The 24,936-nt window shown below is 36.9% G+C and carries 20 protein-coding genes; 5 read left to right on the top strand and 15 right to left on the bottom strand.

The annotated features are described in order from the left end of the window. Nucleotides 1-9: 9 nt before the first annotated feature. Nucleotides 10-1,560, bottom strand: a complete 1,551-nt coding sequence (locus tag BLE01S_RS10675) for a response regulator transcription factor (protein WP_231955846.1) — start codon at nucleotides 1,558-1,560, stop codon at nucleotides 10-12. Nucleotides 1,561-2,398: 838 nt separating this feature from the next. Here BLE01S_RS10675 and BLE01S_RS10670 point away from each other — a divergent pair. Beyond that, nucleotides 2,399-3,580 carry an ROK family transcriptional regulator gene (locus BLE01S_RS10670; protein ID WP_066141390.1) on the top strand — a complete coding sequence of 394 codons (1,182 nt, stop codon included), beginning with the start codon at nucleotides 2,399-2,401 and terminating at the stop codon, nucleotides 3,578-3,580. A gap of 133 nt (nucleotides 3,581-3,713) precedes the next feature. Here BLE01S_RS10670 and galT read toward each other — a convergent pair whose 3' ends face one another. The 3 genes from galT to BLE01S_RS10655 all read right to left on the bottom strand — a co-directional run bounded on the left by galT (nucleotide 3,714) and on the right by BLE01S_RS10655 (nucleotide 7,604). Continuing rightward, on the bottom strand, nucleotides 3,714-5,225 hold the full coding sequence (gene galT / locus BLE01S_RS10665; protein WP_066141388.1) for a UDP-glucose--hexose-1-phosphate uridylyltransferase: 1,512 nt from the start codon (nucleotides 5,223-5,225) through the stop codon (nucleotides 3,714-3,716). A 19-nt stretch (nucleotides 5,226-5,244) separates the two neighbouring features. Beyond that, nucleotides 5,245-6,234, bottom strand: a complete 990-nt coding sequence (gene galE / locus BLE01S_RS10660) for a UDP-glucose 4-epimerase GalE (protein ID WP_066141386.1) — start codon at nucleotides 6,232-6,234, stop codon at nucleotides 5,245-5,247. 203 nt (nucleotides 6,235-6,437) lie between these two features. Continuing rightward, entirely contained in the window at nucleotides 6,438-7,604 is a 1,167-nt protein-coding gene (locus BLE01S_RS10655) for a galactokinase (RefSeq protein ID WP_066141379.1), read from the bottom strand. A gap of 125 nt (nucleotides 7,605-7,729) precedes the next feature. On the opposite strand from BLE01S_RS10655, the gene BLE01S_RS10650 reads away from it, so the two are divergent. Beyond that, nucleotides 7,730-8,908 (top strand): ROK family transcriptional regulator, encoded by a 1,179-nt coding sequence (locus BLE01S_RS10650; protein ID WP_066141377.1) that lies wholly within the window; start codon nucleotides 7,730-7,732, stop codon nucleotides 8,906-8,908. Nucleotides 8,909-8,976: 68 nt separating this feature from the next. Then, a complete protein-coding gene (locus BLE01S_RS10645; protein ID WP_066141374.1) occupies nucleotides 8,977-10,158 on the top strand; it encodes a M14 family metallopeptidase in 1,182 nt (393 codons plus the stop codon). Nucleotides 10,159-10,719: 561 nt separating this feature from the next. Here the strand turns inward: BLE01S_RS10645 and manA are convergent. Then, nucleotides 10,720-11,664, bottom strand: coding sequence for a mannose-6-phosphate isomerase, class I (manA, locus tag BLE01S_RS10640; protein WP_066141372.1), 945 nt, complete (start codon nucleotides 11,662-11,664; stop codon nucleotides 10,720-10,722). A gap of 50 nt (nucleotides 11,665-11,714) precedes the next feature. Continuing rightward, nucleotides 11,715-12,131: a VanZ family protein gene (locus tag BLE01S_RS10635; RefSeq protein WP_066141369.1), complete on the bottom strand. Its 417-nt coding sequence runs from the start codon at nucleotides 12,129-12,131 to the stop codon at nucleotides 11,715-11,717. 293 nt (nucleotides 12,132-12,424) lie between these two features. Between BLE01S_RS10635 and BLE01S_RS10630 the strand changes: the two genes are divergently transcribed. Together BLE01S_RS10630 and BLE01S_RS10625 are read left to right on the top strand one after the other, a co-directional pair. Next, a complete protein-coding gene (locus BLE01S_RS10630) occupies nucleotides 12,425-12,823 on the top strand; it encodes an SLAP domain-containing protein (protein WP_066141366.1) in 399 nt (132 codons plus the stop codon). Further along, entirely contained in the window at nucleotides 12,816-13,274 is a 459-nt protein-coding gene (locus tag BLE01S_RS10625; RefSeq protein ID WP_066142224.1) for a low molecular weight protein-tyrosine-phosphatase, read from the top strand. The genes BLE01S_RS10630 and BLE01S_RS10625 overlap by 8 nt, the downstream gene beginning before the upstream one ends. A 168-nt stretch (nucleotides 13,275-13,442) precedes the next feature. On the opposite strand, the gene BLE01S_RS10620 is transcribed toward BLE01S_RS10625, so the two are convergent. The 9 genes from BLE01S_RS10620 to BLE01S_RS10580 form a co-directional block, all read right to left on the bottom strand. Continuing rightward, a complete protein-coding gene (locus BLE01S_RS10620; RefSeq protein ID WP_066141363.1) occupies nucleotides 13,443-14,618 on the bottom strand; it encodes an MFS transporter in 1,176 nt (391 codons plus the stop codon). A 205-nt stretch (nucleotides 14,619-14,823) separates the two neighbouring features. Continuing rightward, nucleotides 14,824-16,362, bottom strand: a complete 1,539-nt coding sequence (locus tag BLE01S_RS10615; RefSeq protein ID WP_231955958.1) for a response regulator transcription factor — start codon at nucleotides 16,360-16,362, stop codon at nucleotides 14,824-14,826. Nucleotides 16,363-16,365: 3 nt separating this feature from the next. Beyond that, a complete protein-coding gene (locus BLE01S_RS10610; RefSeq protein ID WP_066141356.1) occupies nucleotides 16,366-18,135 on the bottom strand; it encodes a sensor histidine kinase in 1,770 nt (589 codons plus the stop codon). 38 nt (nucleotides 18,136-18,173) lie between these two features. After that, nucleotides 18,174-19,043 (bottom strand): carbohydrate ABC transporter permease, encoded by an 870-nt coding sequence (locus BLE01S_RS10605; RefSeq protein WP_066141353.1) that lies wholly within the window; start codon nucleotides 19,041-19,043, stop codon nucleotides 18,174-18,176. Nucleotides 19,044-19,061: 18 nt separating this feature from the next. Beyond that, nucleotides 19,062-19,940 (bottom strand): carbohydrate ABC transporter permease, encoded by an 879-nt coding sequence (locus tag BLE01S_RS10600; protein WP_066141350.1) that lies wholly within the window; start codon nucleotides 19,938-19,940, stop codon nucleotides 19,062-19,064. Between the two features lie 63 nt (nucleotides 19,941-20,003). After that, complete coding sequence (locus BLE01S_RS10595) at nucleotides 20,004-21,308, bottom strand: extracellular solute-binding protein (protein ID WP_066141347.1); 1,305 nt, start codon at nucleotides 21,306-21,308, stop codon at nucleotides 20,004-20,006. Between the two features lie 408 nt (nucleotides 21,309-21,716). After that, on the bottom strand, nucleotides 21,717-22,325 hold the full coding sequence (locus BLE01S_RS10590; RefSeq protein WP_066141342.1) for a YflT domain-containing protein: 609 nt from the start codon (nucleotides 22,323-22,325) through the stop codon (nucleotides 21,717-21,719). Nucleotides 22,326-22,457: 132 nt separating this feature from the next. Further along, nucleotides 22,458-23,480 (bottom strand): Gfo/Idh/MocA family protein, encoded by a 1,023-nt coding sequence (locus BLE01S_RS10585; RefSeq protein WP_066141339.1) that lies wholly within the window; start codon nucleotides 23,478-23,480, stop codon nucleotides 22,458-22,460. Between the two features lie 91 nt (nucleotides 23,481-23,571). Beyond that, nucleotides 23,572-24,747, bottom strand: coding sequence for a sn-glycerol-1-phosphate dehydrogenase (locus BLE01S_RS10580; RefSeq protein WP_231955847.1), 1,176 nt, complete (start codon nucleotides 24,745-24,747; stop codon nucleotides 23,572-23,574). Nucleotides 24,748-24,936 lie beyond the last annotated feature (189 nt).

The following is a 24,936-nucleotide window of genomic DNA, read 5'->3' as shown; positions in this document are numbered from 1 at the left end:
TCTCATTTCCTAAATAAAGCTTTTTCTATAGCTGCTTGGTGACATCCCTGTCATCTTTTTAAATACTTTACAAAAATAGCTATGATCAGAATAACCAATCATACCGCTAATTTCTGAAATGGAAATTTTTCCACTCCGTAAACAATCCTTGGCTTTCTCAATCCTAACCCTATTTAAATATTCATTAAACCCGACACTATGATGTGTACTGAAATAAGAAGATAAATAAGAAGGATTAAAGTGGAAATGGTTGGCCATTTCTGTTAAATTGAGCGGCTCAGCATAGTGTTGATCAATATAGTCGAGTAATTTTTGTATATTCGTATCACTCTTATCATTCATTTTTGATATAATGACTTCATTTACTTCCTCTAAAAATGAATGTAAGTAACCAACAGTTTCATGTATATCCACTGCTTCATTAATTGACGTGAAATATTGGTATTTTTCTTTATCCAATTGTTTATTATCATAATGCAGATTTCCTAAAAGCACTGTAATATTGAATATGATATTACCGATAAATGATTTGAATTCATGAACGTCCTTTGTAAACTGATGTGATAAATAATCGACATAACCATTTAAATAATGAAAGGATTCATTAAATTCACCACGTTTAAAAACCTCGATAAAACGATTTAAATTAAAGGTTTCTTTTAAAGCTGGAGCGGCTGGCAATTCATCATAAATAAAAACAGATTTATCTGGAAAATAAAATCGGCAATTCTTTAGCGTCGATATACTTTCTTGATATTTTTTGTTTGTATCTTTAATGGCGTTGTACGGCTCACTCAAACTTATTCCTTTAATCGTCCCAGATAAACTAGTGGATAGTTCTTTCATATTACGACGAATAATTGGAAGCTTGTTTAATTTAAAATTCAAAATATAAGCCAGATCATAATCCTCCTTCATAAGGGGATAGATCGCAATATCTCCAAAGTGTATGTTTAATGCTTGCTCCACATGATCCTTCACCATCTGTCCATTAGTATCCTCTTTATGTGTCATACTGATCCCAAGGATACTATAATATTTCTCTCGAAAGGTGTCCTTGATTATATCCTCGTCAATATCTTCACTAAATCCTGACATAATAGTAGCGAGAATATGATCAATTGGAGACAAATTATCATCATATGATTTATGAAGGACTTGGAACCCTGTAAGCTTATTAGCGGCCTTTTTTAAAGCTTTTAAAAGCTCCGCTCCTTCTAATTTCGGCTTGAGAATATAGTCAGTCACACCACTTTGAAATGTAGAACGCACATATTCAAAATCGCTAAAACTACTCAATACAATCACTTGTATATCTGGATAATCTTTTCTAATAATCTTCGTTAAATCTTCTCCATCCATTATCGGCATTACAATATCAGTGATCACGATATGAGGTTGCGTCTTTTCGATCAACTCCAATGCTTCACTACCATTTGCTGCCTCACCTACAATTTGAAATCCTTCTTCTTCCCAGTTCACATAATATTTAATCCCTTGTCTAATAAGGACCTCGTCATCGACAATTAACACTTTACACCATTCATTATCTGACATCATTCATCCCTCCTAACCAAATTACTAGACGCAACGACATCAAATTTCGAGCTACTTCCTTATATTATAGCATCTCCACAAAAAATAGAGTTATCTATAACTTTGGAGCTTAAAAAACAGGTACTCCCCAGTTCTCTTAACACTGAAGATGATATTATGCTTAAATGTTAATTTTCGTTGATTTGTACTCTAGGCAGGCGCTTTCTTACCTGTAGGCAAGTGGTTTTCTCTCCTATCTTTTTACTGAGTAAATTATCACAATGTAAGAGTAGATCGTCGTTGATTTCCGCTTCCGGAAGGGCGTGCGGTGAGCCGCTTAATCCCCTCGGAGCCGCTTCAATCAACTTGGTTTTTACTTTCCCACATTATGTTTTGTTCCAATCATGCAAACGTTACATTATACTCTATATCTTTTGATGCCTAAGAGATTTTTAGTGTATAGTTTAAGTAACAAGAGAAGGTCGAATCGATTTGAAAAGTAATATTGGTAAACGGATATACAATGGAATTGAAAACTTTCATTGTTAAGAGAATGGTGACCCTAACAATGAATCCGCGGCTTAATTAAGGGAAGTAAAAAAACTCGAGCTCCACAAGTGGAAAAAGGAAGCATTTTCAGATAACATACTGGTGACACCTTTCTGTTTGTGTAATTGGTTCATCGCCATTTTTATACCAAGGGACAAGGTGTCTTTTTTACATACAAGGCATTCAACTAAAAGCAAGTTTAGTATATAATTTTAATCGCAATCTCTTAAGCTATCCTAGCTTAAGAGATTGCAATTAAAATTCAACTGCCAAGGTTGAGTAAATTAACGTTTAAAGCTCAAAGGAGAATCCAATGAAAATTTCAACGTGGAATCAACAGTTAATAAAAAAAGAAAACAAGTCGATTGTGCTTCAGCTAGTTAAAACGAAATCACCGATTTCGCGTGCGGATATTGCTCAACAATCGGGATTAAATAAAGGGACTGTTTCCTCATTAGTTGCGGAATTAATTAAAGAACAATTAATTTTAGAGACAGGTCCTGGTGAATCTAGTGGTGGCAGGCGCCCAGTCATGCTCACCTTTAATCAAAGTGCTGGTTCTGCCATTGGTATTGATCTTGGCGTAAATTATATTCGTGGCATTATAACGGATCTTCAGGGTAATATTTTAAATCAAAAGCAGCAATCCTATACTTCATCATCCATCGAACAAACTTTAGATCATGTAAAAGCTAACATCTCCCATTTAATCTCCGAAGCACCTTCCACCCCCTATGGGATCGTAGGAATTGGCATAGGGGCTCCCGGCATTGTTGATGAAAATAATGACGTATTACTTGCACCAAACCTTGGTTGGAAAAATTCTTCGTTTAAAAAAGAAATCGAATCCGATTTTAATATTCCAGTTATCATTGAGAACGAAGCAAATGCGGGCGCTTACGGAGAAAAGATGTTTGGACTAGCAAAAGATGTAAATGATCTAGTCTATATCAGTGCCGGAACGGGAATCGGAACCGGTATCATTTTCAACGGGCAATTGTACAAGGGTTCTTATGGATTCTCCGGAGAATTCGGCCATATGACGATGAATATGAATGGAGATAGATGCCGTTGCGGAAATATCGGTTGCTGGGAGTTATACGCTTCTGAACAATTTTTAATAAAAAGGGCCTTAGAATTAAATTTAATTGAAGGAGAAGAAGACTGTGTGATTCAAGTGACCGAAAAAGCAGAGGCATCTGACAGTAAAGCAATTTCTCTTCTAGATGATATTGCTGCTCATCTTGGTATGGGGATTGTCAGTATTGTTCATGCTCTTAATCCAAAGAAAATTATCGTCGGCAATATTCTATCTGGGGCTAAAAAGTGGATAGAAAGACCTGTACAGGATTATGTTAAAAAGCATGCAATGGCTTCTCTACAAGGCGAGGTTAGTATTCAATTTTCTAGCCCATTTACTCCTTCCACGGCATTAGGCGTCTCCGCGTTTTCAGTCGAGCACTTTCTCAAGAAAACATTGGAGGATAATGGATAATACCTTAACTAAAATAGAGCGTTTGAGCTAATTAACATGAAAAGTCTTGACGTTGTTGATGATATTAGGCTAATTCGTGGATGATAAAGTAAAGCAGTTCTCCATCGCATCATTGCGTTGGAGAACTGCTTTCTTAAATGGAATCAATGAATCTTTGAAAGGCTTGCTGCCCTTCTGGTGTCCGTTTGTACACTCCGGCGTGTTCAAGAACAGTAGAAAAAACGCGACCTACTTCATTCCTAATGATTTCATGTACATTTTCTTCATTTATATCACTATGTCTTTCTTTAATTCCTAGCGCCCAAACCGCATGCTTATTCGTGAGTTCGTCAGCAATTAGCTGCTGTTCATAATCTGCCTCAAGTAAATAAGTTCCCACTTTTTGCAGTTCTTCTTTTAGTCTACCTGGTAAAACCGCAAGCCCCATTACTTCAATTAAGCCAATGTTTTCTTTTTTAATATGATGGACTTCCTCATGTGGATGGAATATCCCCATTGGATGCTCCTCATTAGTTCGGTTATTGCGTAAAACAATATCAAACTCAAAATATTCTCCCGAACGTCGGACGATTGGTGTTACTGTATTATGTGGCTCGGCGCCACTAAATGCGTGGATATCTGCTTCAGGATCACTGTAATTCTTCCATGCGTTGGTTACATAGTCTGCAAGCTCGGCAATTTGATGGCGATCTTTTCCTCGTAGACGTATGACCGACATTGGCCAATGTACAATCCCTGCATCTATCTCTTCATACCCTTTAATTGTAAAGGTCGAATCCAATTTAGCTTTCGCCATTGGAAAAGCATGGTTTCCACCTTGGAAATGGTCATGGCTAAGGATAGATCCACCAACAATTGGTAAATCTGCATTCGATCCAACAAAATAATGTGGATACTGATCGACGAAATCAAGTAGTCGTTGAAAGCCTAATTTTGATATTCTCATCGGTTCATGCTCTCCAGAAAACACAATCGCATGCTCATTATAATACACATATGGTGAAAATTGGAGATACCATTGTTCCTCATTCAATGTAACAGGAATGATGCGGTGATTTTGTCTCGAGGGATGATCAACCCTCCCAGCATACCCGACATTTTCCTTACATAATAAACAGTCTGGATAAGCGATCTTCACTTTATCCTTTTCAGCTGCAATTGCTACTGGATCCTTCTCTGGTTTCGATAAATTGATCGTAATTTCCAGATCACCATATGGTGTCTCCGCATACCAATGCTCATTTTTCGCAACCCTATCTGTTCTAATATAATTGGAGTCTTGTGATAAGTTGTAAAAGTAATTTGTAGCAGCTTCCGGTCCTTCTGAGTGATATAGATCATTAAATGTACTGATCACCGTAGATGGGCGAGCAATAAATGCTGCCATTATTTTGGTATCGAGCATGTCACGATATGTGATCGTATTATGCGGCAATTTTCCATTCTCAGCAGCCCAATCTAAAATTTCTTCTAAAATATGAACAGGTGATTCATCATCTACTTCTATTATTTCAGTTGATTTCCACTCTTCAAGACCTAATGTTGCTAGCAAATCGTTTCGGACAAAATCAACGTCCCATTTTTCAATTAACCCCTTATTTAATCCATACTGAACAAGCTGTTCTAAAGATTCATATATTGACATGGATATCCTCCTTCATCTCTTACTGCTTATAGCCATTAGGATGTTTCTGGAACCAAGCCCATGCACTATCGATCATTGATTCTAATGATTCATATTGCGGCTTCCAGCCCAGTTCTTGCTTTGCTTTTTCTGATGAGGCAACAAGTCTCGCAGGATCACCACCACGACGCGGAGCGATGACAGCAGGAATTTCCTTACCTGTTACTTCTCTAGCAGCCGCAAGTACTTCGTTGACACTATAGCCATTACCATTGCCCAAATTATACGTAGCACTCGTTCCGGATTTACGCAATTTTTCAATAGCTAAAATATGTGCCTCAACCAAGTCAATCACATGAATATAATCTCTAATACATGTACCGTCTGGTGTATCATAATCATTACCGAAAATTGAAATTTGATCCCGTTTACCTAATGCAGCTTCTAAAATGATTGGGATTAAATGTGTTTCTGGGTTGTGATCCTCTCCAATCACGCCATTTGGATGTGCCCCAGCGACATTGAAATAACGAAGAACAACATAATTAATTCCATATGCTTGTTCACTCCATTTCAACATCTTTTCAATCGCAAGCTTTGTTTCACCATATGGATTTGTAGGTGATGTTTCCGCAGTTTCAGCAATTGGACTTTCCTTCGGCTCCCCATACGTTGCAGCGGTAGATGAGAATACAATATTTTTCACATCATGCTTTTGCATTGCTTTTAGTAATGAAATAGCTCCACCAACATTATTATCATAATACTGCAATGGCTCTTTTACACTTACACCAACAAGTGAATCTGCAGCAAAGTGCATGACTGCATCAATCTCATTTTCTGTAAAAACAAGATCAAGAAAAGATTCATTACGTAGATCACCCTCGTAAAATTTGGTTCCTTCCGTCAATGCAGCTGCATGCCCCGTTTGCAAATTATCGACGACAACAACTTCTTCTCCACGTCCAATCAATTCTGCAACAGCATGACTACCAATATATCCAGCTCCACCACAAACTAAAATTGTCATTCATGATTCCTCCGCTTCCATCTATTTTTCAAAGCATCTAATCGACTAAACCTTGGCGTTATTGCGTCCAGATTTTGAATCCAGTTTACCCGATTCAAAATCTGCGACATCCGTTAGAGGCTTTCACTTCATTTAGCAGGGGGGAATCTTTAGATTGCATTCATTTCCCCACTATATAAGTGAGCGTTTCTTGCCATATTAAATTAAATTTCCTGTGCGCCACTACCAATTTTCACAATGTAAAAGTCAGCTTTGATTCCTGTGGCTGCTTCGTATTGTTCGCCTACCTTTTCAATAAAACTGTTAGAAGCTTCTTTATGAACAAGGTTAATCGTGCAACCACCAAAACCTGCACCTGTCATGCGGGCACCAACAGCACCAGCATCCCAAGCTGCTTCAACTAGCGCATCTAGCTCTGTTCCTGTCACCGCATAATCATCCCTTAATGAAATATGCGATTCATTCATTAGTTTACCAAATGCCTCAATATCTCCTGCATTCAATTTTTCTACAGCTGCCAATGTACGTTGATTTTCATAAACAGCATGCTTTGCACGTTTACGATCTGTATCATCTTGAATAAGATGTTTATTCGCTTCATACTGCTCTATCGATAATTCACCTAATGAATCAATCTTTAGCTCGCCTTGTAACTGTTCCAATGCACGGTCACATTGCTCTCGGCGTTCATTATACTTAGAATCGGCAAGCCCACGTCGTTTATTCGTATTCGCAATCACAAGGGTGTGATCTTTAAGTCGAAATGGACTATATTGATAATCTAGCGTTTGGCAGTCTAGCAAAATAGCATGCTCTTCTTTTCCCATACCAATAGCAAACTGGTCCATAATTCCACAATTCACACCAACAAATTCATTCTCCGCTTGCTGCCCCATTTTTACAAGCTCTACCATATCTTGACGAAGATTAAATATGTCATTTAACATGACAGCGGTTACCATTTCAATAGACGCTGACGAAGACAAACCTGCACCATTTGGAATATTACCGAAGAATAGTACATCCAATCCAAATTCTAGGTTAATATTATTTTTCTGAAGCGTTGCTGCTACCCCTTTAGGATAATTGGCCCAATCGTCTTCTTCACTATATATTAACGAATCTAAACTTACTTCAATGATTCCTTTCTCTGGAAAGTTCATCGAATAAAGTCTTAGCTTACGATCTATTCTTTTCCTTGCCACTGCTGTCGTTCCGACATCAAGTGCACATGGAAACACATGTCCCCCGTTATAATCAGTATGTTCCCCGATCAAATTAACACGTCCTGGTGCGAAAAAACAGCGTTGCTCTCCTTCTCCACCAAATATTTCTACGAACTTTGCTTTTAATTCTTGTAAATTTTCCAATATAGTCACCTACCTATTTATATTTTATAGCATGAAATAACTTTGTTAATTAATTTAATTTACTTTTTATGTTATTATATATTCAATGTATTTGCAATCATTTTCTACAAAGAGGTGGAGTTTTTATGAAAAAAGGTAGTTTTCAATGGATGAAATCATTGAACCGTTCTATTGTTCTAAATAAAATCCGCATCGACGGTCCAATTTCTAGAGCTGAAATTGCTAGGGATACAAAGCTGACTCCTCCCACTGTCAGTAAAATCGTGAGTGATTTACTGAGTTCAGAATTAATTATAGAAAGTGAAATTGGGGCATCACTCGGGGGTCGCAAACCGACGATGCTCATTATAAATACTGATCGTTTTCATGTAATTGGTTTAGATATTGGTCCAACATCCATACGTGGGATTTTGACGAACTTAACTGGCAAACTTATAGAACATAATCATTTACCCATCACAGAATCAATCACGAACGAAAAACTTATTATTTTCATAAAAAAGCTAGTTACTAAACTTGTTTCAGATCATGAAGACAAAGAAATAATTGGCATCGGGATTGGCATGCATGGGGCCGTCGATGTTGAGCGCGGTATAGCTTTGTATGCACCAATGCTCCATTTGAAAGATGTACATTTGAAATCTGAACTTGAGAAGGCTTTTGATGTTCCAATAAAGGTAGATAATGATGTAAGAGCAATGGCCTTTGGAGAGTATTGGTATGGAAATGGAGAGCATAACGAGAATATGGTGACAGTAAATCTTGGTCATGGTGTGGGAGCTGGAATTATTCTAAACGGAAAGTTATTCCATGGCGAACATGACTTGGCCGGAGAAATAGGTCACATGACTGTAGATCTTTCAGGAAAACTTTGTTCTTGTGGAAATATAGGCTGTTGGCAGACACTCGTTTCTGGCCCTTCGATTGCTGAGGAAGCGAAACATGCACTCTTTCAAGGAAACAAAAGTATATTAGAAAATAAAGTGATTGAAGGAAAAACAGTGTATGAGGCAGCGGTCGCTGGAGATGCATTAGCGATTGAGGTTTTAGCGAAAACAGGAGAATACATTGGCATCGGACTTACCAACTTAATTCATATGTTTAATCCAGAGAAAATTATTATTGGTGGTGGTGTATCTGGTGCGAGTGATTTTATTTTGCAACATATTAAAGAAGCTATAACGAAAAGAGGATTAACGGAACAAGCAAAAACTACAGATATTTCTTGTTCCACTAAAGGTTCGTACAGTACAGCAACTGGTGCAGCTTCTTTGATTTTAGCAGATGTCTTTTTAGAAAACTAATTGTCATGACTTTCCTTTTCTCACATACATCTAAACTGATGACGATTTTTGTTTGAGGGGGAATGCATATGGACGTACGTGTTCGAGCCGGCGATACGCTTTGGCATTATAGCAAGTTGCTTTATATTCCGCTTGTCTTACTTATTGATTCAAATCCTGAAATTGATCCGAATGCACTTCCATTAGGAAAATTCGTTAAAATACCTGGCTTTACAACGAGCAAATACACCGTTCGAAACGGCGATACGTACTGGAAACTGGCGCGTGCCCGAAACGTGGATATCGATGCTTTGATGCTGTTAAACCAGGATGCCAATCCAACACATTTGAAAATTGGCACCATTCTTCGCTTACCTGAGAGAGTGACAAAGCCTATTGTGAATGGCAATAGGGCTTATGATTTTAACATAATGAGTAAAGATTTAGAAACACTGCGAACCATTTATCCATTTATTAAGAGCAATGAAGTAGGTAAAAGTGTACTTCAATTGCCACTTGACCAAGTCAGAGTTGGAAAAAGTAGTAGAAAAGTAAATATAAATGCTTCCTTTCATGCAAATGAGTGGATCACCACACCCATTCTTATGAAATTTTTAAATGAATATTTACTCGCATTAACAAATGGGCAAACAATAAAAGGAATATCTGCCCTCACTTTATATTTGCGCTCTCAGCTGTCTGCCGTCCCAATGGTAAATCCAGACGGAGTGAATCTTGTATTGAACGGACCACCGGCATCGGTAAAAGCAGAAGTGGTCAAATTGAATAAAGGGAATACCGACTTTTCTGGATGGAAAGCGAATATTCGAGGCGTCGATTTAAATAAACAGTTCCCCGCAAATTGGGAATTTGAAAAAGAACGTAAACCAAAAGAACCCGGACCACGTGACTTTCCGGGGTATAGTCCGTTATCGGAACCCGAATCAAAAGCAATGGCGGCATTGGCCGAGCAAACTGGTTTTGAAAGACTGCTCGCCTTACACACACAAGGTAAAGAAATTTATTGGGGATACGAAGGATTAGAACCACCAGAATCAGAAATACTTGCAAACGATTTCGCGATGGTGAGTGGCTATAAATCTGTCCGTTATGTTGATAGTTACGCAGGTTATAAAGATTGGTTTATTCAGCAGTTCCGTAAGCCTGGCTTCACTCTCGAACTTGGCCTTGGCCAAAACCCTCTCCCTATTGAACAATTTGATGAGATCTATGAACATGTATCAGGGATCTTTGTGAGAGCCTTGGTTTGATGTTTTTAAATGAAACATATTGGATATAGCTCTCGTTTAAACAAATGAATGGTAATTAATTAATACTTATATTTATTGACAAGAGGGGTTCGAATATTGATTGCTCAACTTCAATGGTTAATTGCTCTTATTCTGCGTTAATTGCACGACTTTTGGTATTAATTGCATCACTTCCACGTTAATTGCACCACTTCAACAAAACTGAAAAAGTTGACCCGCTTATGAGTCAACTTTTTCGAATCCATATTTTTTTACATAAAGTAATGATTTCGCTCTATTTTCCGAAAAACTTTATGTAAATATCGCGTTGAAGCTGATTTACCGGCCGTGAGTAGTAAAATATGAGCCGTCACATTGTGGCTGGGGTTTTACTAGTTGTAATTAACTTTTATTTGGATTTCTAATATTATTAATTAGCGTAATGACTGGCCTAGCATTTAACTGCTTAAGTGAATAAAATCCATTATTTTACTCGGCAAGTTTTCATAAAACGGTGAGATCGAATAATTTTTTTCGATGTTTACTAACCATCGCGCCCGATTTGTTCCATACTTACTACCATTAAACATGTGATACAATCAGCTTCGCTTTTCCTTCTACCTCAAAAGTACCCGCATTTGCTGGGATGATAAAATGATCTCCCTTTTTGATTGAATATGTTTCACTATCGATAGTTAATGTTCCTTGTCCATCAATGACGCTCGCTAGTACGAATGGTTTAAATTCAAATTGTGCTTTACCATCAATGTCCCATTTATAAACAGTGAAATATTCGGCTTCTACAAATTTTGTAATGCTAGCGCCTGGGATTGTACTTTGTTCAGGTGTTGCTACTGCATCACGATGTGGAATCGTAGAAACTTCGATTGATTTATCAATATGTAGTTCACGCAATTTGCCATCTTGACCAACACGATCATAATCATATAGACGATATGTCGTGTCAGAGCTTTGTTGTGTTTCGAGCACGACAGTTCCTTCACCAAGTGCATGGATCGTCCCGCTAGGTACGTAGAAAAAGTCACCTGGTTTAATTTTCACTTTTCGTAGCAAATGATTCCATTCACCTTTCTCAATCATCTCTACAAATTCTGCTTTCGTATGTGCGTTATGACCGAAAATGATTTCAGCACCGTCTTCACAATCAATAATATACCAGCATTCCGTTTTTCCTAATTCTCCATTTTCATGAAGTTTTGCATACTCATCATTTGGGTGAACTTGAACAGATAAATCTGTATTCGCATCCAAAATCTTTGTTAAAAGAGGGAATACTTCTGTATCATGGTCTCCAAATAATTTTTTCTGTTCTGTCCACAGTTCGATTAATGTTTTACCAGCAAACTCACCATTTTTTACAATTGATGGTCCATTTGGATGGGCAGAAATCGCCCAGCATTCACCTGTAAGATCAGATGGAATGTCATAGCCAAATTTCTCTTTTAAAGCAGTACCACCCCAAATTCTTTCTTGAAAAACTGGTTCTAAAAATAATGGTTGTTTCATTTCTATCATCATCCTTTCCACGCTGTATCTATACCACATTTTAACCTAGTTTAGCTTCTTTTCAAATGTTGAAGCCGTTTTTTCTTTAGGTACATCATCCCACATACTGCCAGCAGTGCACCAATTGAATCTAGTCCAACATCCATCACCGACCCAGTTCTTTCTGGCAGAAAAGCCTGGTGGATTTCATCTGTAGCGGCGTATATCGTTGTTAATAGCCACGCTAGCCAAGGCCTTTTCTGACCAATTCCATTGAAAATTAATATAGCCAGAAGCCCAAATGCACTTAGATGAACAAATTTTCGAAAGGCTACGTTAAAAAATGCTGCTTGACTGTCCGTAAGTTGAAAAAATCGCTGGATGAGCATTTCTGTATTGCCACCAGTGGCGGAAGGTGAAGCCGATGCAAGAAAAATGGCTACACACCATACAATCGCAGCTGTTAGCCATAAGTTTTTTTTATTCATATTTATACCTCAGTTTTTTTTCATTTGTCCTCTATATCTTACTTCATTTTAGCTGTTTTTGGACGCTTAAATTGCCATAAATTAGATTCCTCTTAAAGTAAGAATCTATTATACTATCGATTTCACTTGCTACAATTGATATAAGTTTGCTATCAAAACATAAAGGATATCATACAGCCGACAGGAGAGATTATTCATGCCTGCCTTTCAAACCAACCAAAAAAGAGGTAAGATGAATAAGAAGATAAAACGTAGGGCCATGCCTAATGGTCCTCACTTAAAGGTGGTGGATCATGAATACATATCGAATACAATTCCAGTCTGTTTGGGAAAAAACGATGGCTGATGATCAAAAGGAAAAATTCACTCGTATCGTGTCCGCTCTTCCATTCACTGAAAACCAATTAACAACTAAAGCAGTGATCTCAAATTATAAAGATAATGGGGGATTCGTTGTCACCGTTTTACTTAATAATGGGTATCCGGATTCTTTACACATCAATCAAGCTTATATAAAAGTTACTAACTCTGATGATACTTTAATAGCTGAAGGCAGATTCAAACCCAACCTTATTATTAATCCGCATTGTTCACAGCCTTGGTCATTTGTTTTTTCAAAAGAGATGGTAATACATTGGAACGAAGCGTTACATCAATTGAATATAAATGTGGAGGTTTTAAATGATGATTAATGTACTGTTTGTCTGTCTTGGCAATATATGCCGATCACCAATGGCTGAAGCAATATTCAAAGATATGGTGAAAAAAGATACACTAGATGAGCAAATTTCAACTGACTCTGCTGGAACTGGAGATTGGCATATCGGTTCTCCCCCACATAAAGGGACATTGAGTAAACTAAATGAATATGGGATCAGCGCAGAAGGGCTCGTAGGTCGACAGTTTACTACTGAGGACTTTGAAAAATTTGATTATATTGTCGGAATGGACGAAAGCAATATTCACAATATGTATAACATACTCGGTAAGCCAGAACATCCAAAGATTTTTCGCTTATTAGATCTAACTGATCATAAATCTGATGTACCAGATCCTTATTACACAGGAGATTTCCAAGAAACATATGACCTCGTTAGTGAGGGGTGTAGGGTATTACTTGATAAAATCAAAGAGGATTTATAGAGGAGTGGTTCCCATTGCATGTTTGCAGTGGGAACTATCTCTTTCGTTTAAATATAGCGACCATAGATCATACTAAACCGGAGTTAACTTGCTTCACAAGAATGGAATCGCTTTATACGAGAGTGGGAACGCCATATACAAGATTGGTGCTAATCACACTCTACATCACTATGATTTCTCAATCGCCATTATAACCTCTTTATTCCGCTCTTTATAGTAAAATATAATAAATCCAATCATTCCGGTAAGGGCTGATGCAGCCATTGACAGATAAAGTGCTGTACCACTAAATCTATCAAAAATCATTCCACCTAGAGATGAGCCAATGATACCAGTAATTCCAAAGGCAATTCCCATAAACACCATATGACCGGTAGCCTGCATTTCTGATGGAACCACTTTATACAAATATTCGATAGCTCCCAAAAAGAGAATAGCAAAACATACACCATGCAATACTTGAATGGAAAGAAGAATTGCTGGATCCGTGATGAAGGCAGTCATCATCCATCTTATAAAATATAGAAAACCGGCAAATATAATATACTTGATTGGATGTTCAGCCTTAAACCAAATAGCGCTTAAAAAGAATAATATAGCTTCACTTAATACACCGATAAACCAAAGCCAGCCAACTAACATTTCATCGCCACCGATGCTAAATAAATACAAACTGACAAAGCTGTCGTTGGTGCGATGTGTCATTGAAATGAAAGACACTAATAAAAAGAACATTAATAATGTTGGATCCTTAAAAAACTGACCTATTTCCTTTAAATTCACTTTCTTCGTTCCAGTTTTTGCATCTTGCAGTCCAAGCGCCAATATAAAAGCGATGATTGCGATGAGGAACATTGGGATAGAAAGGTATTCAACACTAATAGCAGTAAATAAGAAACCGCTTCCAAGGGAAATGACAGCAAAGCCAAAAGATCCCCATGATCGAATGGATCCAAAGGAAACCTTCTGTTCATCAGCAATTCGTTTAGATAGGTTGTCTGACAATGGGTTAATTGCTGAAAAAAAGAAGAAAAAGAATGAACCCGCAACGAAAACCCAGATAAGCGATTCAAGTTTGAATATCCAGATAACTCCAATTAGGACTCCTAGCAAACAAATGATCAAGATTGTTTTCACAGTTTTAAATTTGTCACTTAAATATCCCCAAGTAGGTTGTGAGATCAAACCTACAAATGTACCAAGTGCTAAAAACATGCCTATTTGAGCATTTGTTATACCCTTTTTTTGAAAATAAAGTGGTAGAAAACTAACAACGAGCGCGCTAATCGAACTTCCAAAAAACAAAAACAATTTAAGTTTCCAGCGAGAATGGTTGTTTGACATAAAGTTACTTCCTCTAATCATTCATATTTTCCATACAAGATCATTCTTATAAAGAAAAGCATCCTTCCCTATAACGCAGGGTTGGCTGCTTAGGTTACTAATATACTATACTATTTATAGCAAATAGTTAAATAGTACATTGTATGAATTTTTTATCACTTCACAAAATAATTAAAATAGCTAGATTCCGTGTTTGTTATATCCATTACTCCCCATTTATAACGACATTTTTCATTCCCATATTCCTATATTGAGTCGGGGTTATATTCGTTGTTTTCTTAAATATATGCACAAAATACTTATAATCTTTATAACCCACCATGTCTGCAATTTCAAAAATACGATAAGGTGTTTCTTGCAATAATGTTTTTGCATGATTAATACGAATAAAATGTAAATAATCATTGAAGTGCTGACCTGTTTCTTGTTTAATTAATTGGCTAAAGTAATTAGCTGACACATTTATTACATCTGCTACCTCTGTAGCTTTTAAATCACTTGAAAAATGTTCTTTCATATAAGTTACCGCTTGTTTAGCAAGCAATTGCTGTCTTCCTTGGTCAAGCTTGTTTCTATAGGTAAAAAATGCTCTGAGATCAGCTAAAAATAGTAGTTCCATTTGGTTATATGAATTATAAACATCTGCATTCACTCGATGAAGCATTTGAAGTTGCACCACATCTTTTAATTCTATAAAAAACTTTTCTTCGAATGTTTTTAAATATATTATAATTTCCTCGATATACCAAGCATTCTCTTGAAAATATTGAAACAGACTTTTAGTAAACCGAATTAAATCGTCTTCATCTAACTTGTCCATATTTTTAAATTGGTGTTCAAAAAATGCAGGTATTTCCTTTTTCATTATAGTTAAGTCGAGTTCTTCTGTATTGTATACAGCTTCTTGTTGAAATGGATGTGCCCGCATACTTTTTATTAATAACTGGTATTGATCAGGCAATTCTCTAGCTGAAGCTGAATAAGATGAAAAGCAAAATTTCAGTTTATGTCCCAAGTTTTTATGAATAGCCAAAACAATTTCGTTTAATATAGACATTGTTTGTGCATCACTCTCAATTAGATTACAACACGTAATCAAGCGATTTTTACTTATAAAAACAGAAGTTCCATGAATCCCTCTTGCTAGTAATTCTTTTTCTAACTGAAGATTCCATTGCTTTTTGATTTTACTTTTTTCCTTGTCAGGTAAGTGGAGAATCGTTGCAGCGTAATCCTCCATTTCACTTCCAATAAGCCGGTATCCTTTATTTAAACAACGTTTGTCGAACTCTTTATTTTCTAGTTCTTGCTCCATTGCTAAAGTGATTAAAACTTGGTTCATAGAATAATGCCATTCCCTCTGTTTTTCTTGCTTCTTTTCAATTTTAACTTTCCTTACAGTTTCCAATAATTCATCAATATCTACAGGTTTCAGTAAATAGTCGCTTACTTTAAACTGAAGTGCACGCTTTGCATAATTAAATTCGTCATAGCCACTAATAATGATCATTCTTATATGGGGATGCCGCGCTTCAATGTGCTCGGCCAATTCTAACCCATCCATTATTGGCATTTTGACATCAGAAATGACTAAATCAATATCCATTCGTTCAATCATTCCAAGCGCTTCTTCCCCGTCATATGCTTCACCAATTACTTTCGCCCCTATTTTCTGCCAAGGAACAGTTTGCCTAAGTCCCATACAAATAATCTGCTCATCATCAACGATCAATACTTTAAACATCACTTATTTCACTCCTTTGACCTCCATATCATTTTCTAATAAAGATTCAGTATATGGATGTGTTATTCTTATCCATGCTCCTGGAGAGTTTATTTGTTTTATTGTGATGTTTGCAGATTTCCCGAATGCCGTTTGCAACCTTGAGTGAATATTTTGCAAGGCAAATCCTGTCTTTATAGCATCATTAAAATGGTTAGTATTAAAGCCTTCCCCATTATCAATTACATCAATAATTAGCATGTCATGTTCAAGATAGCTACGTATATATATATGCCGTACTATACGCTTATTTTCAAAACCATGCTGAAGGCTATTTTCAATTAGCGGCTGAATCATTTGTTTCAACACAAAACTTTCTAGCACTCTATAGTCACAGTATATAGTGAATTTCAACTTATCCCCGAGCCTTCTTTTTTGAAACTCTAGGTAGATTTGATTGTATGTTAGTTCATCTTTCAGCGTGATCCATGGTTTGCCACGGTTTAAACTAATACGAAACATCTTGGAAAGTTGCTCAATTAATTTGCTTGTTTCCCCCGCACTTTCTAGTCGTGCTGTCCAACGGATCATGTCTAAAGTGTTATAAAGAAAATGCGGATTGATTTGGCTTTGCAGTAGCTTTAATTCGGATTCACGATTTCTAATTTCCATTTGATATTCATTTTCTACTAAATGCTTTAAACGCTCCACCATTTTATTGAATCTTAAACCCAATAAACCAATTTCATCTCCCGATTTTACCGAGACTTTTGCGGTAAAATCCCCTTTTTCTACTTGTTTCGTTTGATTAGCCAATATTTTAATCCTTTTTATATTAAATTGGTAAAATCCTAGCAGCGCCAGTAAACCCAAAGTAGTTAATACAACCATCATGATAAGAATGGATTCTTGGATCGATGAAATACCTTGAGCTACATTTTCTTTATTCACAATTCCGAGCACGACCATGTTGGTACCTTCTATAGGACCAGCAACTGCAGTATAATTGACTTTATTTTCTTTAAAATCAAGAGACACAGAACTACCTTTACCTTTTTGAATGGCTGTGGCGATACTATCTTTAGGATACGGATGGCCAATTAACTTCGGATTAGAGTGAAGTATGACATCTCCATTACGATTAAGAACGTAAATCTCCTCTATATTTTGAAAGTCTGGTTCCATTTTGCGATACAACTTTTCTGCATCAAGTCGGATCGCCACCATTCCAAGTGCTGATGTAAAGTCATTCAAATCATTGATTACACGATATAGCGTAATCACTTTATTTTCTCTTCCCCATTGATCCTTAATGGAATAAGCATCACTCCAAAAAATCTTTCCCTTAAGCATTTCTGCTTTATTTCTCCATTTACTCTCATCATTTTCACCAAGATTTGTTCCGATATCCATTTGACTTCCACTAAAATTTTGGAGTGAAATGGAATTCAGATATGGCTTGGATGTAAGATGAAATACAGCAAATCCGTTTATTCTTTTGCTATATAAATTACTATCTACTGGATTAGATGACTGTAAAAAAGAACGGATATCCTCGCTATATATCATATAGGCTGAAATATCTTCTATATCCTGTAACGCAGTTAATAAATTTTGGTTCATCTTTTCTAAATGGCTCTTTACATTATTAACTGCTTGGACCTGGACAGCTTTATTCGCTTGATTGTAAATAAAAATACTGAAAGCCAGCATCGGAAGTAATACGAGCAACAAAAAGAGAAATAAAAACTTCCATTGTAGATTCCACCTGGAAAAAAACAGCATATTTTTCATGACACTCGCCTCTTTACGCTGAGATCTGTTCTTCCAGATTATCCTTTAACCGCCCCCGCTGTCATCCCTTTCACAAGATATTCTTCCAATAGCATATAAATAACAATTGTTGGGATAATGGCAAGCGTCAATCCAGCCATTTGTGCACCATAATTTGTTGTGTACTGTCCCGCAAAATTAGCAAGTCCTAAAGGTAATGTTTTTAAAGCATCATCATTGATTAACACTAATGCAAATGAAAATTCATTCCAATTGTTAATAAAGTTCAAGATAACGACAGTCGCTATGGCGGGCATTGTCATTGGTAGTATAATGGACCAAAATATGCGAAACACACCACATCCGTCCATTATTGCAGATTCCTCAATATCCTGTGGAAAAGCCCGCATAAAACTAACAAGGATGAAAATAGTAATCGGCAAATTAAATGCGATGTATGGCAGAATTAATCCAATATGTGTATTTAATAAATTTAAGTTTTTCATAAGTAAAAACATAGGCACTAAAGTAGCATGAATCGGAATGAGCAAACCGAAAACAAAAAAGGCATATAAAGGTTTTCCCCATTTATATGTAAATCTGGCTAAAAAGTAGGAAGCAAGCGCTCCAATGAAAACGGTTATAATAACAGCAGCAACGGAGACGATGATACTATTTAAAAAATACGTATCTAATCGAGCTGTTTCCCAGGCTGTTTTATAATTTGCGATAAGCCACTCTGTTGGCAGCGCAAATGGACTTTTTGCAAATTCCAAGCTATTCTTAAACGAATTCAATATCATCCACAAAATCGGATAAGCATTTATCAAAGCATAAATAATGAGGATGACATAAATTATTGTCTTTTTCGAGTATTTTTTCAATCCAAGTTGAGGGTTATGCTGTTGTTTCAATAGTACTTTTTCCATCAGCCTCTCTCCCTTTCACTACTTTTTTGTTTTTCTTTGAAGAATTGCGGTCGATAGATAAATCAAAGCTAAACTAAAGAAAAAGATAAACAACGACAGAGCACTACCATATCCATATCTTGTTGAAGAAAATGTTTGTTCAAACATATACATGGCCAAAACTTCTGTAGAATGCCCTGGACCACCAGAGGTCATTACATAAATGAGGTCAAAGGTGCGAAGGCTTCCACTAATACATAGAATAACAGCTATCGTAATGATATCTTTCATCATTGGAAGCGTAATATAAAGTGTTTTGGTCCAACCAGATGCCCCATCTATTTCCGCTGCTTCATAAATTTCTTGTGGAATATTTTGTAGTCCCGCTAAAAAGATAATTAAATATAAACCAACGAATTGCCAAATGATTGTAATACAGACTGCAATCATTGCCCATTTTGGATCACCTAACCAATTTTGTTTCCAATTTTCCAAACCGACAGATGTAAGCAATTGATTAAACAATCCCATTCGCGAGTTATACATCATTCCCCATACCAATGAAATAATAACGGTTGAGATAACAACAGGCATAAAACCAAGTGTTCGAAAAATTTTTCCGCCCTTTAGTTTTCTATTTAATAGAAGGGCAAGTCCGAGAGCTATAGGTACTTGTCCTAGTACAGATGCTGCCACGACGAACATATTGTTTTTTAGAGATTTCCAAAAAATTGGGTCATTCAAGGCTTCCTTAAAGTTTGCTAGTCCAATAAACTTCATCTCTGTAAAGCCATCCCATTCCATAACAGAATAGTAAAATGAAATAAATATCGGGATAATAGCAAACACTACATAAATTAGGAGCGCTGGTGTTAATCCGATAATAATAGGCCACTTATTTCGACTTAATAGATGCATAACATCCCTCCTAAATAAAGAGAGGAAACCAAGAGACAAAGCGCTTGATTCCCTGCCATATTCTTACCTTTGTTTCTCAACTGCTTGTTGTAGTTTTTCTGCTAATTGTTCTGGTGTTATCGTGCCAATTGTTAACTCTTGTAAACCGGAATTAATAATATCTGTAACATCTGTAGGTAATACTGCATCATAAACAGGTACGATTTTCTGAGACGTCAATTGTGCTACTTCCTTCAATGCTGGACTTATCTCCGATGGCACTTCAATATCAGCTACAACAACGAGATCAGCCTTCATTAAATTCTCATAGTATTCTTCTGTATAAAAGCCTTTTAAGAATTTTTGCGCTGCCTCCAACTTCTTTCCTTCTAATTCACTATTCATACCAATTCCTGTTCCCGTTACAGCCGAAACAGCGGTTGGATCTCCTTGCCCGCCCTCCACTTCTGGGAATAATGCAATACCAATATTTTTATCAGGAGCATTTTCCAATAGCGGACCTAGGGACCATACACCGTCAATCATCATTGCAGCATCACCTAACATGAAGAGATCCCTGTGTTGAGTATTATCGATAGAGTTAAAGTCTTCATTGAATGCTTTCATATCAGCTAGCTCTTTAATCACATACAGTGCCTCAATAAACTTTTCATCCGTAAATTTCTTTTCACCCGTATCTAATACAGAGGTCAAAAAGTCATCACCTGTTAAGCGATCTCCAATTGTACTAATATAAGAGGACTGCAATAACCATTGTGCCTTGTTACCAAGCGCAATCGGAATGATTTTTTGTTCATTCAGCTTGTCTATTAGGGTTTTAAATTCTTCGTATGTTGTAGGAAATTCTTCATATCCGGCTTCAGAGAGCATATCCTTGTCATAGTATACAAGGCTTGTCGGCGTTAGACTTGCCGGTATGGCATATTGCTTACCATCAATTTGATAATCACCCAACTGTCCCTCTGGAATTAATTCATCCCAATGGTCCATCATTTCATCAATACTATGAAGTAATCCACCACTTACCAACGGTTTCAACTCTGCTCCAGGCCAAACCTGAACTAAATCCGGAAGTTGTTTACCTGCTGCCTGTGTTTTCACTTTCACCTTAAATTGATCGTGTGGAATTTTCTCTTGCTTGATAACAATATCTGGATTTTCTTTCATGAACTTTTCAATTTGCTTTGTATTAGCTTCATTCTGTGGAGATGGGTCTGTCCAAGAATTCCAAAAAGTTAACTCAATCTTTTCACCATTTCCTCCTTTGGATTCTGAACTACTTTTTTGACCTTTACCAGAACAAGCAGAAACAACTAATATTATTGTTAGCAAAAGAACAATACAACTACTTCTTTTTAGTTTATTCAATTTTCTTCCCCCCTTATTAATTAATTGCAGTCCCATTGTAAGCGCTATCTATAAATTTTATAATACTAAAATATTAAGATAGTATCCTAAATTTTCACTCTATCGGTTTTATTCTATTTACAATACATTCAGATCATCGGAAAATTATATGAAAATGTAGACATAGTTAAAGGGATTAACCACAAGTTGGATAATCCCTTTAACTTATAATTTGAGTAAGTGCGGAAGTCTGTGAGGATAAAACGTGTTGGTGTTTCAAATTGCGATTGAAAATATGCCAAGTAAAAATATTGGTATCTTAATTTACTTTATATATTCTTTAAAAATAGAAAAGCGGATAAGAAAGTAAGTAGGTGGATACTTACTTTCTTATCCGCTTTAATAATAGGTAGTTTGAAACGAACCTAATCAATAACGACTGTCTTCATCAGGATTAGTATATGGATTATTGTCCTTTGTCTGCAATTCATCGCTTTTTTCTTTTTGTTGCTTCTCCATGCTTGCTTGTTGACTAATATCGGTATCTGTTTGTACTTTAACCTGTTCTCTTTCTTCCATATATGAATCATCCTTCGTATCATCAACTGGATCTACTGAATCTATTGGTGGATTTAATGGATTTGGTCCTAAATTTGGATCTGCTGGCTTTACGATATTGGCACCACTATCATATAGAGTGCCATACTCTTTATCTACATATAATAGGATATTACCATTTTCAATTGCTTGATAATAACGCTCCACTTCAGCACCGGATAAATCCATTTTCCCTAGTGCGTCCCTTACTGGTTCTTCACCTGAAAGAAAAGATATAAACCGATCAACCCAACCAGTTTCTGCTCCATCTGCCGATTGCACATCCACATCTGTACGGCCTCTTAACATATTAATCTCATTTTCATCTTTTGCTACTGCATATATATCATCTGCTTCATATCCTTGAATTTTCAATTCCTGAATCTTAAGAATAGCTTCCTCTTCCACTGGGAAAATACCGATGAATCTTTTATCATCCATGCATACCATTCCTCCTTAAGTCTACCTAACTTCTACTTTGTATTTACCCTTGCAAAGATCGATAAAACAAAAGGAGTGATTTTTTTTAAAGAACTACCATTATTCATTTGAATTCATATCTAATTTTGACCACTACCCTTCTAAAAACACTTTCTTCCCAGTTCTTGCACTCTCCACTGCTCCAAAAACCATCGCCATACTTTTTATATTATCTGTACAATCAGTTTCTGCTTGGCGATTTTGTTCGAGTGCAATGAACATTTCGTCCAAGCAACCCCAATGGCCTTCTCTACCTTTCCAAGCATCTGGAACATCAATCGCCTTTGCTTTCCTCAAAAAGTCAGCAGGTTGTGATTCGTCTACAACTTCACAGGTTGGTAAGTGTTCGCCGTCCCATCTTGCAGTTCCAAGTTCGCCAATCGCACGCCAATCACTCTCCCAAGAAGTTGCAAATCCCTCTGCACACCATGAACCACGGTATGTAAAAACAGAGCCATCACTCATTTCAAAAATGCAAATTGCAGAAGCATTCCCTTTATACCAAGATCCAGGTGGGTTAAATTCATGACAATAGACAGATACAGGATCGGCCCTCATAAGAAATCTAGCTTGATCAAAAGTATGTATTGCCATATCAACAATGAGTGGACTGTCCATTACATCCCTGAATCCGCCAAAATGCGGACCAAGAAAAAAGTCAGCATGTAGCGTACCCACATTGCCAATTGTTTTATCTGCTAGTAGTTGATGAAAAGCCCGGATCTGCTTATTGAATCTACGGTTTTGCATCACAGAATATGTTTTACCTGTTTTTCCAGCAACATCAACAACCTCATTGGCATCTGCCAGTGTTTTAGCTATTGGTTTTTCACCAAACACATTACAGCCCGCTGTTAATGCAGTTGTGACAATTTGTTTATGCACTTTAGGAATAGTGACATCAAACACAAGATTTGCCTCATTCTCTTTAATCGCTTCACTCAAATCAGAATAAAGTGGCACATTTAGTCCACGTCGTTCAGCCATCGCTTTAGCGGCGGGCAGATGGACATCGACGAGTGCAACAACATGTGCATCGTCCCGTTCTGCTACATAATCAAACCATGTATTCGACATTCCCCCGCATCCTGCCACAACAATTCTATGTTTGCTCATTATTTACTCCCCTTTCACTCGATAGAATTTCCTTCTATTCCATTTGTTTTAATAACTACTAACTTCATACGCAGACAATCTCGTTGTCTTCCTATCTCATCTCGACATTAAAATACTTTAACATCGTAGATCTATCTCGCAATAAATAGGCTTCTTTTAAACTTCTCTCAACAAGTTCTGAGCTGATTCCAAGTTCAAGTGGAGTTGTCGGGCCACTGACTTTTTCAAGCCAGCTTTTCAACCTATCGGCATCTGGAATATTCTCAACAATTGCAGCAACTTTAGCAGCTCGCTCCTTTAAACCTTCGGGGATATTAGACTCACTACCAAACCATTGCTTGTAGAGCTTTGCGAGTATAATAGAGCTGACCCCTACTTTAGCTCCGTGCAGAACTTGCGGCTGATTTTTTTGTAAAAATTCCATCTCCCAATAATGTGATAAATGATGCTCACCACCAGATGCTGGGTGTGATTGCCCAAAAATGAGCATGGCGAGCCCAGATTGAATAAGAGCTGTAATCAAACTGCCAATCCCTTCTTCTTCACCAGTTGCAATTTGCTCTATTTTTTCTACACAATCACGCAGCGCTTCCTCAGTAATAGAGGCGGAAAGCCGACAAAATGGTTCGCCCGCATGCAAATGACCAAAATTCCAGTCTGCAAGTGAAGTGAATTTTGCTAACATATCTCCAAACCCAGCAGCAGTCATTTCCTTTGGCGCATTTATTAGTACATTGATGTCAGCAAACAAAGCAATCGGCGATACTGTTTGAAAAGTCTTTTTCATTCCTCTGACAATAATCGGAGCCCCCAATGATGTAAATCCATCTACCGAAGCTGCAGTCGGAATCGAGATGAATGGTTTGCTCGTTTTCGCACCACAAAATCTTGCAATATCATGGATCGTACCAGAACCGACAGCAATAATTGCATCAACATCAGCATCCAACTCCAACATCGCCTGAACAATTGATACCTCATCGGCAACGACATCCCCATTCACATTCGGTTCAATCAAACAGATGGCATGTTCAATCTCCTTTTCCACAAATATAGAATGAAGCTTTTCTCCAGCTGCTGCATATGTACGTACATCAGCTATCATCAGAACACGTTTATATTTTTTCATCACTATAAATGCTGCACACTTTTCAAAAGCATCGTCGCCAACCGTCATTGTTTCTATGGTAATTTTATTATGTGCATTTCCACATTCGCAATCCTTAGCGGCTAGTTCAATCTCTGAAATCATTTCTTCTAGTTTCATAATAAAGACTTCCTTTCTTAGGATTCATAATTAATAACTGCTACACCGGTATCAAACGCTTTCAATCAACTGATACGGACAACTGGCATTAAACTTTCCTTAGCAAAGTACGCTTTCAAAATCGCTAGATTATGTATCATACCAATCTCACTTTAATTATTGCATATATTTGGTTAACTTAATATATAT

Source organism: Lederbergia lenta NBRC 16444 (genome assembly GCF_001591545.1).
Lineage (GTDB): Bacteria > Bacillota > Bacilli > Bacillales > Bacillaceae_C > Lederbergia > Lederbergia lenta.
The sequence above is the reverse complement of the archived record's forward strand: the minus strand, read 5'-3'. Positions and strand labels throughout refer to the sequence as shown.

Coding starts and splice junctions, on each gene's coding strand:
- BLE01S_RS10675 (WP_231955846.1), bottom strand. CDS start 1,560: ATGATGTCAGATAATGAATGGTGTAAAGTGTTAATTGTCGATGACGAG.
- BLE01S_RS10670 (WP_066141390.1), top strand. CDS start 2,399: ATGAAAATTTCAACGTGGAATCAACAGTTAATAAAAAAAGAAAACAAG.
- galT (WP_066141388.1), bottom strand. CDS start 5,225: ATGTCAATATATGAATCTTTAGAACAGCTTGTTCAGTATGGATTAAAT.
- galE (WP_066141386.1), bottom strand. CDS start 6,234: ATGACAATTTTAGTTTGTGGTGGAGCTGGATATATTGGTAGTCATGCT.
- BLE01S_RS10650 (WP_066141377.1), top strand. CDS start 7,730: ATGAAAAAAGGTAGTTTTCAATGGATGAAATCATTGAACCGTTCTATT.
- BLE01S_RS10645 (WP_066141374.1), top strand. CDS start 8,977: ATGGACGTACGTGTTCGAGCCGGCGATACGCTTTGGCATTATAGCAAG.
- manA (WP_066141372.1), bottom strand. CDS start 11,664: ATGAAACAACCATTATTTTTAGAACCAGTTTTTCAAGAAAGAATTTGG.
- BLE01S_RS10635 (WP_066141369.1), bottom strand. CDS start 12,131: ATGAATAAAAAAAACTTATGGCTAACAGCTGCGATTGTATGGTGTGTA.
- BLE01S_RS10630 (WP_066141366.1), top strand. CDS start 12,425: ATGAATACATATCGAATACAATTCCAGTCTGTTTGGGAAAAAACGATG.
- BLE01S_RS10625 (WP_066142224.1), top strand. CDS start 12,816: ATGATTAATGTACTGTTTGTCTGTCTTGGCAATATATGCCGATCACCA.
- BLE01S_RS10620 (WP_066141363.1), bottom strand. CDS start 14,618: ATGTCAAACAACCATTCTCGCTGGAAACTTAAATTGTTTTTGTTTTTT.
- BLE01S_RS10615 (WP_231955958.1), bottom strand. CDS start 16,362: ATGTTTAAAGTATTGATCGTTGATGATGAGCAGATTATTTGTATGGGA.
- BLE01S_RS10610 (WP_066141356.1), bottom strand. CDS start 18,135: ATGAAAAATATGCTGTTTTTTTCCAGGTGGAATCTACAATGGAAGTTT.
- BLE01S_RS10605 (WP_066141353.1), bottom strand. CDS start 19,043: ATGGAAAAAGTACTATTGAAACAACAGCATAACCCTCAACTTGGATTG.
- BLE01S_RS10600 (WP_066141350.1), bottom strand. CDS start 19,940: ATGCATCTATTAAGTCGAAATAAGTGGCCTATTATTATCGGATTAACA.
- BLE01S_RS10590 (WP_066141342.1), bottom strand. CDS start 22,325: ATGGATGATAAAAGATTCATCGGTATTTTCCCAGTGGAAGAGGAAGCT.
- BLE01S_RS10585 (WP_066141339.1), bottom strand. CDS start 23,480: ATGAGCAAACATAGAATTGTTGTGGCAGGATGCGGGGGAATGTCGAAT.
- BLE01S_RS10580 (WP_231955847.1), bottom strand. CDS start 24,747: ATGAAACTAGAAGAAATGATTTCAGAGATTGAACTAGCCGCTAAGGAT.